A 12,540-nucleotide genomic window follows, 5' to 3' on the forward strand; every position below is an offset into this window, starting at 1 on the left:
TATAACATTCCGTAACCCTTATTTGTTCCGTTTTTCCCAGTCGGCTTTTTTGAGGGAGTTCAGTACACGCTGCGATGAATCGGAAAGCAGGGTAACGGCACTTGCCAGAATTACGATATCTTTAATTACCAGACGTCCGGCACCGGATAGGAGCGGGAAGCCATATTCTCCGCTTCCCAAGTTCGGAACCCAGACTTCGGGAGTGGTCACCAGGAAGGAGAGTGTACCGAGTGTCATGATGATGGCCAGTGTGTCGCCGATAAGCGCCACTTTGGGGAAGAAGATGCCTAAGAATACCAGGATACCGATGGACATAATCAAAGCTCCCAGTCCATAAGAGAACGTGTAGGTTCTGTTCGCTTCGTGCCATTCGCGGTTGGCCGGAACATAAGCACCTTCCGGATTTTTGTGTTCCTTATATTCGGGGGCATCTTTGGCGTAGAAGAAACTCATAAACGGACTGTTAGCTACAAATGGTACAATGCCGTCGGCCTCGTAATGAAAATACTTCAGTCCTCCGATCCAAACGAAAACAACGAGGATGGCTACGCGGATAAATTTCAGTCCGAAACCTTTCAGACCGGATGCTACTGTGAGCAGAGTGATAAATTTCTCTTTCATGCTATTTCTTTTTATGGGTTTAACTTTCTGATGCAAAGATCCGGTTTTTCCCATCGGCGGGAAATAGCAATATCGCCGGATGAATTGTCAATTCTTCCCTTCTACCGAATTTCGGTATTGCACAGGGCTTTCTCCGGTCATGTTTTTGAAGAAACGGCTGAAAGAGGACTGGTCCTCAAATCCCAGAATATCAGCAATCTCTTTCGAACTTTTGTTACTGTATAAAAGGAGTCGTTTGGCTTCTGCTTCCACCCGTTCATGGATGACGCGCAGGGGCGAAGGCAGTTTACAGGAAGAAAAGATGTTCGAGAGTGTTTTGGGTGATTTATGCAGCATGTCGGCATAATCCTGCACTTGCTTTTTAGTCCGGAAGTGTTCGTCTACCAGATTATAGTATTGGCGGATAATCTCGAAGCTGTACTCCTTCTCCTGGGTGATATTCAGTCTTTGCCGGGCGATGCGTGTACTCTGAATGATGAAACGTTTAAGCAGGATGCGGAGCATCTCTTCCTGTAGATTGTCCGATACGGTGAACTCGCGGTCCAGCAAACCCACTACATCTTCCATCGACCGCCGTTCCGATTCGTTGAGCATAAATCTCACCACGTGCGAAGAACCGTTGAACAGAAATCCACTGCACGACACTTCATGGTCGTTGCCGTAAATACAATAGAAGTTGCTGTTGAACAGCACCGTCAGATACTCTCCATCGATGGACAGGAACTCCAGATGCTGGAGATTGGAGAGGGAGATCACTTCGTTTTCGGCCAGTGTCACTTCCTGATGGTCTATCTCCAGGGTAATGCTTCCTTGGCGTACCCATATGAATTTATACAAACTCTTTTCTTTCTGCAAGTTCTTTTCGGTATGATAGCTTGTGGTCAATGCAAGCATACCTTTCAGTTTTGTCTGGTAAGTTCTTATCATAATCAATCCTCCATGGCTGATGCGTCAAATGACAGGGGTAATAAATGTCCCACACTCTGTATTTCGTAAATACACTTTTTGCCGTAAAGCAATATACGTATGGGTTGTTTATATCTTTTTTCCGTTTCCAGAATCACCTGGCGACAGGCGCCGCAAGGAGGAATCGGAGTGTCGATAAAGTCTTTTTCCGTACGTGCGGCGATGGCAAGAGTCTTCACTGCCTGGTCCGGATACTGCGAATTGGCATAGAACAACGTAGTTCGTTCGGCGCAAAGTCCGGACGGGTAGGCTGCGTTTTCCTGATTGGTTCCTGTCACTATCACTCCGTTGGCCAGCAGTGCTGCCGCTCCTACCGAGAAGTGCGAGTAAGGTGCATAGCTACGCTGGGTTGCCTCGATGGCATCATCCAATAAGGCACGGTCTGCGTCATTGAGTTCGTCATATTCATATACTTTAATTACAGAGGTAATAGTCAGGTCTTTCATGTGGGTAGGTGGTTTATAGTTCTACAAATCATGTTACAAAGTTAGAAAAGAGATTGATAATCCCAATTATTTTTATGATTTTTGTGCCGCATAACCTAACATACACAAATTATATAGATGAATAGCAAACTTCTCAGGCTGATTGCCGTAGTTACAGTTCTTGCTTTTTCTGTCGGTGCCCAGGCGCAGCGCAGGAATTCCCGTTACGTAGATTATATAAATAAGTATAGTGCCCTGGCTGTAGAGCAAATGAAGGAGCACAAGATACCCGCCAGTATCACATTGGCGCAGGGGCTGCTTGAAAGTGGTGCCGGTATGAGCACGCTGGCGCGTAAAAGTAATAACCACTTCGGCATCAAATGCGGTAGTAGCTGGAATGGACGTACCGTACGCCATGACGACGATGCCCGTAACGAATGCTTCCGTGCTTATCGCAATCCCCGTGATTCGTACGAGGACCATTCGGCATTTCTGAAACGCGGTGCCCGCTATGCTTTCTTGTTTAAACTGAAGATAACGGATTATAAAGGCTGGGCCCGTGGGTTGAAAAAGGCGGGATATGCCACCGATCCTTCGTATGCCAACCGTCTGATTACGATTATTGAAGACTACGACCTTTATAAATATGACCGTAAGGGAGGATGGAGTTCGTCAAAGAGTGAACCGACGGTACTCAATCCGCATCAGGTCTACATAGCAAACGGTATCGCTTATATTGTAGCCCGTGACGGAGATACGTTTAAGTCATTGGGTAAAGAGTTCGATATCCGTTGGAAGAAGTTGGTGAAGTATAACGACTTGCAACGTGATTATACCTTGATGGATGGTGATATCATTTATCTGAAAGAGAAGAAAAAGAGAGCGTCGAAACCTTATACGGTTTATATCGTCAAAGACGGAGACTCCATGCATACCATTTCTCAGAAATATGCCATCCGGTTGAAGAACCTGTATAAGATGAACCGTAAGGACGGGGATTATGTTCCCGAAGTGGGAGACAGGTTGAGGCTGAGGTAGACTTTGCCGCTGCGGTATATAAGAAATGTATTAATAGCAAAAGGGTGTAGCCATGCATAAAGTATGGCTACACCCTTTTGCTATTAGGGCTACACCCTTTCTGCCGGATGGCTACACCCAAACGTGTGTTTTTCACCGCAGAGAACACAGTTACGTTTTGTTACGAAACTGTACAGGGTGTTCATTATCGGACACCTTGTTTCTCTTCTTCCTGCTGAAACACAGTACTTTCCTTTTTTGGCATAAGGTTTGATCATAGAAATACAAAGAATATTTGTAAATCTATAATTGACTATATATGGACAGAGAAATTCCAAAAGAGGTGCGCAATAAAGAGCGTAATAAAAAGATTATTCGTTTTTCGGCCATCGGTATTATCGGGATAGTAGGCATTAGCTTACTGATTTCGTTGTTGCGTACGGGAGTACAGAAGAAGGATCTCGTGTTGTCTACCGTTGACAAGGGGACGATCGAGGTCAGTGTCAGTGCTTCGGGCAAAGTGGTTCCGGCTTTTGAAGAGATCATCAATTCACCGATCAACACCCGCATCGTGGAAGTATATAGAAAGGGCGGTGACAGTGTAGATGTAGGTACTCCCATCCTGAAACTCGACTTACAAAGTACGGAAACCGACTATAAAAAACTACTGGATGAAGAGCAAATGAAACGTTATAAGCTCGATCAGGCGCAGGTGAACAGCCAGACCAAATTGAGCGATATGGCCATGCAGATCAAAGTGTCGGAAATGAAACTGGCGCGGATGAAGGTGGAGCTTCGCAACGAACAATACCTCGACAGTCTTGGAGCCGGTACGACCGATAAGGTACGCCAGGCCGAATTGAGCTACAATACGTCCCGCCTCGAATTGGAACAACTCAAACAACAATATGCCAACGAGAAACAGGTAGCAGCCGCCGACCTGAAAGTGCTTGAACTCGACCTCAACATGTTCCGTAAGGGACTTGCCGAAATGAAGCGTACGTTGGACGATGCACAGATACGTTCGCCGCGCAAAGCCATCCTTACTTATATCAACAACCAGATCGGTGCGCAGATTCCTCAAGGAGGGCAGGTGGCTATCATTTCGGATCTGAGTCATTTCAAAGTGGATGGCGAGATTGCCGATACTTATGGCGACCGTGTGGCAGCGGGCGGAAAGGCTATCGTGAAAGTGGGCAGTGAGAAACTCGAGGGGACCGTAAGCAGTGTCACTCCGCTTTCAAAGAACGGAGTTATCTCTTTCTCCGTGCAACTGAAAGAAGATAATAACAAGCGGTTGCGTTCGGGACTCAAGACCGATGTATATGTGATGAATGCCGTGAAAGAAGATGTGTTGCGTATAGCCAATGCCTCTTATTATGTAGGCCGCGGCGAATACGATCTGTTCGTGATGACTTCGGACGATGAAATCGTAAAACGGAAAGTTCAGCTGGGCGATTCGAACTTTGAGTTTGTAGAAGTGGTGAGCGGACTCAATCCGGGAGACAAGGTGGTGGTCAGCGACATGACCAACTACAAAAATAAGAACAAACTCAAAGTGAAATAATACGCCGAAAAAACTTTTTAAATCAAGGCACCTTAGGGTTTAAACCAAAGGCTTGTTGGTTTTAAGTCAACGGAATTTTGGTTTAAAAGGTGGATTGTGTGCCTTTTAAGATGTGAAACTATGATAACAATTTATCTCAAACAATCTTATAATTTGCTGAAAGAGAACCGTTTCGTAAATGGAATCTCTGTAGCGGGTACCGCTTTGTCGGTGGCAGCAGTGATGCTTGTTTACCTCGTCTATCAAGTAAATTTCTCTGCGTATGCGCCGGAGTCTAACCGATACCGCATCCTTTTTGTCAACAGTCTGCAAGCATGCGGGAGTGACGGGAATCCCATCAATAATGGGGGTATGAGTCACAAGGTAGTACGCGAATGTCTTTATCCTTTGCAGACGCCCGAGGCAGTGACTGCTTTTACCGACAGACAACTTCCGGTCAATATACGCGGACAGCAGTTTTATGATAAATATACGATTAAGTTTACCGATGACGGCTTCTGGAAAGTATTCGATTTCACCTTTCTTTCCGGTGTCCCCTTTACACATGCCGATTGGGAATCGGGTATACGGCAAGCGGTTATTTCTGATAAACTGGCACGTAAGTTATTTGGTACGGTTGAAGCAACAGGGCAGACTTTACGCATGAATTATGCCGATTATCAGATATGCGGTGTGGTGAAAGAGGTGAGTCAAGCTGCCGAAAACGCCTATGGAGATGTATGGGTGCCCTATACGGTCAACTCCTCCTTATTAAAGGAAAATGTTAACTATTGCGAAGGAACTACGGGGGAGTTTACCTCCTGCATCCTGGCACGTTCTTCATCCGATTTCGAACCGATCCGCAAAGAGATGCTGAAGTTGCAGGCGGCTTTCAATGCTTCGCTTACCAACACAAAACTTGACTATATGTATTCTCCCTATACCCAGTGGCAGGCCGTGCTGGGTACAAATGGTTTCGATCGGGGTACAGTGGGCGAATGGTTTAAAACTACCGGTGCGACGGTTCTTTTCCTTTTGCTCCTGCCTGCCTTGAATATAATAGGTATAACGCTGACACAGTTTCGCAAACGTCGCAGTGAGATTGGGGTTCGTAAAGCGTTCGGTGCTCGTTCGTTTTCGCTGGTAGAGCAAGTGATGACCGAGAACCTGTTGATCTCCTGCATAGGTGGGCTGATCGGACTGGTGTTGTCATACGCCTTGTTATCTCTTTGCAGGTCGTTTTTCTTTTCGGGAACTATTGCTCTGACACACGATATGCTGATACAGCCCTTCACTTTTGTTGCGGCTTTCTTTTTCACGCTGTTACTGAATTTGCTGAGTGCCGCGATCCCCGCCTGGCGGGCCTCACGGATGCCTATTACAGAGGCGTTGCATGATATGGAATAATTTTAAAAACAAAGACCCGTTATGATAAAGCAAATATTTAAGATAATATGGAACCAACGCCGCTCTAACGGTTGGATATGGATGGAACTTCTGGTCGTATTCGTTGCGCTGTGGTATCTGGTAGATATGTTTGTGGTACAGTTCTATTCCTATTCCCGTCCGTTGGGCTATGATATCACGAATTGCTGGCGGCTTTCGTTTGATGTTTATCCCGAAGATGCCGCCGAGTATGTCAGCGACACTACTCAGGCTCCTACCGAAGGCGAAGCATTGGCCCGGATCCTTGAACGCCTGCGTCGTGCCCCGGAAGTGGATAATGCTTGTGTTGCTTTCTATTCCTCACCCTATTCCGGAGGTAATTCATGGACACAGATCATGCCTTGTACGGCCGATAGCGGTAAGTTCAAAGAGCAATCCTATCACCAATATACCGTTTCTCCCGAATTTTATGATGTATTTCGTATCCGGAGCCGCGAGGGGCAGCTTCTGAGTGAATTATTGAACAAAAAACAGTTGGAATATTTTATTACTCCGGATCTGGAAAAAGATTTCTTCGGTGAGGAGTCGGCAGTAGGACAGAAAGTATGTTATCCCGGCAGTAGTATGCGGGAGATACGCATTGCGGCAGTGACCGTCCCGGTTCGTATGACCGAGTTTGTGAAGCCGGAGCCCGAACTTTTCTTTACTATGAGACCGAAAGAACTGGAACGTCAGGTGAATGCTTCCGGGGTAGCTAATATGGAGATAACCGTGCGGATGAAAGAAGATTTGACTCCGGAACAGATGGGGACTTTCCTAAACCGGATGAAGAGCCAGTTGACGGAGAATAATCTCTACGTTGCCAGCATGAAGGATATGAAGCAACAACGCAGTGAACGATTGCGGTCTGAATGGCGGAAAATCAGCATTAACCTTCTGTTGTCCGTTTTCATCTTGCTGAACGTGCTTTTCGGCATTACGGGAACTTTTTGGCTACGCATCGAGCAACGGCGTAGTGAAACCGGTCTGCGGATGGCACTGGGCAGTACACGCAGGCGGGTAGGATGGTTCTTCACTGCCGAGGGGTGGTTATTGCTGACCACCGTAACTCCGCTGGTGCTGTTTGTTATGTTCAATATGATACACATGGAAATTCCCGATTTGTACAATCTTCCTTTCTCCTGGTGGCGTTTTGCTGTCGGTTTTGGTGGGGTACTGTTGCTGATGGGGCTGATCATTGCGTTGGGCACGTGGTTGCCTGCCCGTCGGGCCATGAAGTTGCAGCCGGCGGAAGCGCTGCATTATGAATAATAAATTTAGTACCGAACAGACATGATAAAACTCTATTTCAAACAATCGTGGGCGTTGATCCGCCAGAATAAACTGTTCAGCAGTCTCTATGTGCTGGGCACAGGGCTGGCCATTGCCATGACAATGATTATTGTCATTGTGTATTATGTAAAGATCGCCCCTATCTATCCCGAAACGAACCGGTCTCAGACGATGGTGTTGACGTCGGTAGCCGTAAAAAACACCGAGCAACATTCTATGACCAAGTCCTCCTGTTCTTATCATATGCTGAAAGAATGGATCTATCCGTTGAAAAACGCGGAAGAAGTGACGGCCGTTTTGGGACGTATGTTATTGGGAAATTATGTACAGCCCGAAGATGGTGGGAATGTAATTCCCGTAATGGTGAAACAGACCGATCCTGCATTCTTCCGGGTGTTCCCGTTTGAATTCCTGGGCGGACAGGCTTTCTCACAGGCCGATTTTGAAAGCGGAATCCACAATGTAGTGCTTTCGGAGAGTGGTGCCCGCAGGATATTGGGTGACACAGAAGTGGTGGGACGTACGTTCTCGCTGAATTTTGAAGACTATCGGGTAGTGGGCGTGGTGCGTAGCGGCAGTTATATGCTCAGCGACTCTTATGCCGACGTGTATATGCCCTATACTTGTATAACCGGTTATGATCGGGGGGATAAAATGGCCAATATGGTAGGTCCTTATCAGGTGTTTATCAAACTGCCTGGGGCGGATGATGCCCCGAAGCTACGTGCTGAAATACAGGAGTTGGTTCATAAATTCAACCACTCTCAGCCCGATCTGGAAATAGACTTGAACAATCAGCCTCTTCCTTATTGGCAGTATCCTCTTAAACAAATGGGGTATTCGGAGATTGACTGGGCGAACGTATTCAAAATACATGGTTGGCTGTTGCTTGCTTTCCTGTTTGTTCCGGCCATCAACCTGGGCGGGATGATTTCCAGCCGGATGGAACAACGTCTTTCCGAGATGGGGATACGCAAAGCCTTCGGAGCCAATCGTTCGGTATTGTTAGGACAGGTGCTTTGGGAGAATCTGGCGCTCACCTGTGTAGGCGGTTTTATCGGTCTGCTGTTGTCATGGGGAGGTCTGGTGTTGGGGCGTAATTGGATTTTCGGTTTGTTCAATTCGTGGCCGGTACCCATCCCCGAAGGAGTGGAGGTTAATCTAAGTCCGGATATGTTGTTCAGTCCGTTTGTGTTTGTCCTTGCGTTCGGTACGTGTGTATTGCTCAACCTGCTTTCGGCTTTTTGTCCCGCATGGTATTCACTGCGTAAAAACATCATATATTCCATCAACGAAAAGATATAAATAGCCATGAATCAATTAATACTGAAAAACTTGTGGGCGCGCCGCAGTCGCAACCTGTGGCTATTGGCCGAGATTGTATTGGTTTGTATTGTCTCTTGGAAAATAGCGGACCCTTTGGTCGTGCTTACCCATGACCGTACATTACCTGAGGGCTTTCGTTCCGATCATTTGTTTGTTCTTGAACTGGCGACTTTGCCGGAGAAATCCGGGAAGTTTCGTCCCGAAGAAGACGACAGCCTGTCCCGCAGGGAAAACCTGGGCCGCATTTTTCAACAGGTGAAGAATTATGAAGGTGTGGAGTCTGCTACGTTCTTTTTCAATCGTATAATGCCTTATTCCGGTAGCAGTACCACTTCTCCCCAGACGTTTAAGGGAGATTCTACCTATATGCCGGCATGGCAGATCTCTTTCCTGAACCGTTCGGACTTCTTCCGGACCATGGGGTTTGAAGGAGCTGAGGGGATGACGGCCGAAGAACTGGACGAACGTATCTTTGATAAAGATGAATATGTGCTGACAGCCAATACGTCGGAGTTCTTTTTGCATCCGGAGAGTCCTCTCACCGGGCGGACGACATGGAACAACGACAGCACTGCCGAATATCGGGTGGCGGGTGTGATAAAACCTTTTCGCTATCGAAGCTATATGCAACCTCAGCCGGTCCGTCTGAATCCCCTGTCGGTTATGCCCGAACGGTATTATTCGGATTTACCCCAGATTGTTTTCCGAATCGGAGATCGTCTTTCCGAAGAGGTGTTTTTGCATCACTTCATCCCTTGGACGGGGAAGGAGTTGAAAGCCGGAAATATATATGTGAATTCGGTGCAGTCGTATACCGATTTGCGTAAACAGTCGGAGTTCAGTGCCGGTACTACCGATACATACCGTAAAAATATAACTTTGGGCTTGTTCTTTCTGATCAATCTCTGTCTGGGGGTGGCCGGAACGTTCTGGCTGCAAACCCGTACACGGCGGGAGGAAGTCGGCATTATGCTTTCATTCGGAGCCCGGCCGCAAAACATTGTTCGGATGCTGCTGGGTGAAGGATGGGTACTGACAACAATCGGAACGCTGTTGGGATGCCTTGTTTATTTGCAATATGCCTTGAAAGAAGGACTATACTCCACAAATTGGGGATCATGGTCACCCGAAGTGGCTTCGCCTGCTTATTGGATCAATCATTTCGGTTGGCACTTTCTGGCAACTTCCCTGATGGTGTACATCTTGTTGCTGATTGTCGTTTCAGTCGGCATTTGGATACCTGCCCGGAAGATTAGCCGCATCAATCCGGTAGATGCTTTGCGTGATGAATAACTATTAAAATTACATACTATGATAAAACTTTATTTAAAACAATCGTGGATGTTGATCCGTCAGAACAAGTTGTTCAGCAGTCTGTATGTACTGGGTACGGGGCTTGCCATTGCCATGACGATGATTATTGCCATTGTGTATTATATTAAAATAGCTCCTATTTATCCGGAAGTGAACCGTTCGGTGACGATGCGGATGAAAGGGGTGAGTGCCATGCATGTGAAAGGAGGCGGAAATTCATATCTCTGTTCTTATGAAATGCTGAAAGAGTGGTTCTACCCACTGAAATCAGCGGAGCTGGTTACCGCTGTAAACGAACACTTTCTGAACCGGGAGGGGGCTTATATACAACCGGCCGGGGGAGGTGAGCAGATACCGGCTTTGGTAAAGTATACCGATCCTAATTTTTTTCGGTTATTTGAGTTTGAATTTTTGGGCGGGAGGCCTTTTTCGGAGGCGGATTTAGCCAGTGGAATCCGTAATGTAGTACTTTCTGACCGGATGGCCCGCCGCATTTTTGGCAGGACCGATGTGGTTGGGCAAACGTTTAAACTGGATTTCAAAGAGTCTAAAGTCGTCGGAGTGGTACGTGAGGGCAGTTATCTGTTGCCGGCATCTTACGGGCAAATCTATATGCCCTATTCTTGCTTGCCGGGATATGACAGTAACAATGATGGCAGTCATAAAGTCGGTACCTATGTCGTTTATTTTAAGGTTCGCCAGAAAGAAGATATGCCGAAACTGTATGCGGAGATCAATGAAATGGTGCATAAATACAATATTTCCCAGAAAGAATATACAGTTGATATTTTTCATCAGCCGGATCCGTATTGGCAGACTTGGTTCAGAGAGGGCAATACGAACGAGATTGATTGGATGTCGGTCATTAAACTGTATGGAGGAGCTCTTTTGGCTTTGTTGTTAGTGCCTGCTATTAATTTGAGTGGGATGATATCCAGTCGCATGGACGATCGTCTGGCGGAAATGGGGATACGAAAAGCGTTCGGGGCCAATCGGAAACAATTATTGAATCAAGTGTTATGGGAAAATCTGCTTCTTACTTGCATCGGCGGGCTGATGGGACTTATTGTTTCATGGGGGCTGCTTGTGTTAGGGCGTAATTGGGTATTTAGCCTGTTCGACAAATATCCGACAGTTGTGTCCGACGGAGTCGATGTGGCTATCAATCCGCAAATGCTGTTCAGTCCTTTAATGTTTTGCGTAACATTTGCTTTTTGTTTGATACTGAACCTGCTCTCTGCCTGGTGGCCCACATGGCGCTCGTTGCACAACGATATTATTGACTCACTTAACACTAAGAAATAAATCATGATACGACTTATAATAAAGAACCTCTGGGCCCGTCGTCGGAAAAACGGATGGCTGTTGGCCGAATTGATATTGGTATCGATCGTCACGTGGGTGATTGTCGATCCGTTGGTAGTGTTGACACACGATCGGAATCTGCCGGAGGGCTATCGTCCCGATCATCTTTTCTTGCTTCAGTTGGCATCGTTCCCTGCCGAATCGGAGCAATTCCATATCGAAGAGAATGATACATTGGCGCGTAAAGCCAATTTTGAGCGGTTGCTCGACAAGTTGAAACATTATGAAGGAGTAAAGTATACTACTTTCATCTTGAATGGCCAATATCCTTCATCGAATTCCACGAGTAACGGTAATACGATGTTCGATACCATTCCGGTCCGCACTCTCCGTCTTACTTTCATGCCCCACACCGATTATTTCCGGACCATGGGGATGGAGGGAGCCGAAGGTATGACGGCCGAACAATTGGATAACCGTGACTTCCGTTGGACCGAATCGGTATTGACTGCGGACGTAGCGTATCGGCTGAAGGATGGAAAACCGCTTTACGGACGTCGTTTGGGGGAAAATGGAGATGATGAAGACTATCGGGTGGGAGGAGTGATCGCCCCTCTTCGTTACCGGAGTTATATGCAACCCATGCCCATAGAGTTATGCGTGTTTGAAGAGTTTCCTGATTATATGTACTATTATCTTCCGTTAATCGCTTTTCGTATAGACGACAATCTGTCGGAGAAGGCTTTTCTGCATCACTTCCGTGAGTGGATGGATAAAGGACTGACGGTAGGCAACTATTATGTGAAGTCTGTACGGCCCTTCAGCAGCATTCAGGATCAACATGAGTTTTCTGAAGGTATCACTAACCAGTATCGCCTGAACCTGGCTTTAGGTATATTCTTTTTAGTGAACCTTTGTTTGGGAGTGGCCGGAACTTTCTGGATGCAGACCCGTTCGCGCCGTGAAGAGGTGGGCATCATGCTTTCTTTTGGCGGTAATCCTTCACATATCACCCGCCTGCTTTTATACGAAGGTTGGGTGCTGACCACATTGGGGACGTTGATAGGCTGCTTGCTCTATTTGCAATATGCGTTGAAGGATGGTCTCTATACTACCTGTATCGGTTCGGAAGAGACGATGCCTGTTTATTGGATTAACCATTTCGGTCTGCATTTTGCGGCTGTTTCCCTGATTGTATACCTTTTGCTGTTGATTGTTGTTTCTATCGGAATCTGGATGCCGGCACACAAACTCAGCCGCATCAATCCGGTGGATGCTTTGCGGGACGAATAACCAATAAAT

Annotated in this window: 11 protein-coding genes; 8 read left to right on the forward strand and 3 right to left on the reverse strand. The window is 46.7% G+C overall.

Features of this window, described 5'->3' with window-relative positions; all coding sequences use genetic code 11:
• Positions 1 to 18: 18 nt before the first annotated feature.
• From G7Y45_RS09775 to cdd, 3 genes are all read right to left on the reverse strand, one after another.
• A complete protein-coding gene (locus G7Y45_RS09775; RefSeq protein ID WP_005809464.1) occupies positions 19 to 621 on the reverse strand; it encodes a DUF417 family protein in 603 nt (200 codons plus the stop codon).
• An 87-nt stretch (positions 622 to 708) separates the two neighbouring features.
• Positions 709 to 1,548: an AraC family transcriptional regulator gene (locus G7Y45_RS09780; protein ID WP_005776259.1), complete on the reverse strand. Its 840-nt coding sequence runs from the start codon at positions 1,546 to 1,548 to the stop codon at positions 709 to 711.
• Between the two features lie 2 nt (positions 1,549 to 1,550).
• On the reverse strand, positions 1,551 to 2,033 hold the full coding sequence (gene cdd, locus G7Y45_RS09785; RefSeq protein WP_032536883.1) for a cytidine deaminase: 483 nt from the start codon (positions 2,031 to 2,033) through the stop codon (positions 1,551 to 1,553).
• A 117-nt stretch (positions 2,034 to 2,150) separates the two neighbouring features.
• Between cdd and G7Y45_RS09790 the strand changes: the two genes are divergently transcribed.
• The 8 genes from G7Y45_RS09790 (at position 2,151) to G7Y45_RS09825 (ending at position 12,531) form a co-directional block, all read left to right on the forward strand.
• Complete coding sequence (locus G7Y45_RS09790) at positions 2,151 to 3,050, forward strand: glucosaminidase domain-containing protein (RefSeq protein WP_005776261.1); 900 nt, start codon at positions 2,151 to 2,153, stop codon at positions 3,048 to 3,050.
• Positions 3,051 to 3,348: 298 nt separating this feature from the next.
• The gene (locus G7Y45_RS09795; protein ID WP_005776262.1) at positions 3,349 to 4,596 is read left to right on the forward strand and encodes an efflux RND transporter periplasmic adaptor subunit; all 1,248 of its coding nucleotides are present in this window, start codon (positions 3,349 to 3,351) and stop codon (positions 4,594 to 4,596) included.
• 120 nt (positions 4,597 to 4,716) lie between these two features.
• Entirely contained in the window at positions 4,717 to 5,982 is a 1,266-nt protein-coding gene (locus tag G7Y45_RS09800; RefSeq protein ID WP_005819143.1) for an ABC transporter permease, read from the forward strand.
• A 21-nt stretch (positions 5,983 to 6,003) separates the two neighbouring features.
• Complete coding sequence (locus tag G7Y45_RS09805) at positions 6,004 to 7,272, forward strand: ABC transporter permease (RefSeq protein ID WP_005776265.1); 1,269 nt, start codon at positions 6,004 to 6,006, stop codon at positions 7,270 to 7,272.
• A 21-nt stretch (positions 7,273 to 7,293) separates the two neighbouring features.
• Positions 7,294 to 8,598 carry an ABC transporter permease gene (locus G7Y45_RS09810; protein WP_022012343.1) on the forward strand — a complete coding sequence of 435 codons (1,305 nt, stop codon included), beginning with the start codon at positions 7,294 to 7,296 and terminating at the stop codon, positions 8,596 to 8,598.
• 6 nt (positions 8,599 to 8,604) lie between these two features.
• Positions 8,605 to 9,912: an ABC transporter permease gene (locus G7Y45_RS09815; RefSeq protein WP_122142449.1), complete on the forward strand. Its 1,308-nt coding sequence runs from the start codon at positions 8,605 to 8,607 to the stop codon at positions 9,910 to 9,912.
• Positions 9,913 to 9,930: 18 nt separating this feature from the next.
• The gene (locus G7Y45_RS09820) at positions 9,931 to 11,238 is read left to right on the forward strand and encodes an ABC transporter permease (protein ID WP_165017615.1); all 1,308 of its coding nucleotides are present in this window, start codon (positions 9,931 to 9,933) and stop codon (positions 11,236 to 11,238) included.
• A gap of 3 nt (positions 11,239 to 11,241) precedes the next feature.
• Positions 11,242 to 12,531: an ABC transporter permease gene (locus tag G7Y45_RS09825; protein ID WP_005776269.1), complete on the forward strand. Its 1,290-nt coding sequence runs from the start codon at positions 11,242 to 11,244 to the stop codon at positions 12,529 to 12,531.
• Positions 12,532 to 12,540 lie beyond the last annotated feature (9 nt).

This window comes from Bacteroides sp. ZJ-18 (assembly GCF_011038705.2).
GTDB classification, from domain to species: Bacteria; Bacteroidota; Bacteroidia; order Bacteroidales; family Bacteroidaceae; genus Bacteroides; species Bacteroides hominis.

Bases quoted from the DNA above. Each gene is read 5' to 3' on its own strand.
- G7Y45_RS09775 (WP_005809464.1), bottom strand. From the start codon at position 621: ATGAAAGAGAAATTTATCACTCTGCTCACAGTAGCATCCGGTCTGAAA.
- G7Y45_RS09780 (WP_005776259.1), bottom strand. From the start codon at position 1,548: ATGATAAGAACTTACCAGACAAAACTGAAAGGTATGCTTGCATTGACC.
- cdd (WP_032536883.1), bottom strand. From the start codon at position 2,033: ATGAAAGACCTGACTATTACCTCTGTAATTAAAGTATATGAATATGAC.
- G7Y45_RS09790 (WP_005776261.1), top strand. From the start codon at position 2,151: ATGAATAGCAAACTTCTCAGGCTGATTGCCGTAGTTACAGTTCTTGCT.
- G7Y45_RS09795 (WP_005776262.1), top strand. From the start codon at position 3,349: ATGGACAGAGAAATTCCAAAAGAGGTGCGCAATAAAGAGCGTAATAAA.
- G7Y45_RS09800 (WP_005819143.1), top strand. From the start codon at position 4,717: ATGATAACAATTTATCTCAAACAATCTTATAATTTGCTGAAAGAGAAC.
- G7Y45_RS09805 (WP_005776265.1), top strand. From the start codon at position 6,004: ATGATAAAGCAAATATTTAAGATAATATGGAACCAACGCCGCTCTAAC.
- G7Y45_RS09810 (WP_022012343.1), top strand. From the start codon at position 7,294: ATGATAAAACTCTATTTCAAACAATCGTGGGCGTTGATCCGCCAGAAT.
- G7Y45_RS09815 (WP_122142449.1), top strand. From the start codon at position 8,605: ATGAATCAATTAATACTGAAAAACTTGTGGGCGCGCCGCAGTCGCAAC.
- G7Y45_RS09820 (WP_165017615.1), top strand. From the start codon at position 9,931: ATGATAAAACTTTATTTAAAACAATCGTGGATGTTGATCCGTCAGAAC.
- G7Y45_RS09825 (WP_005776269.1), top strand. From the start codon at position 11,242: ATGATACGACTTATAATAAAGAACCTCTGGGCCCGTCGTCGGAAAAAC.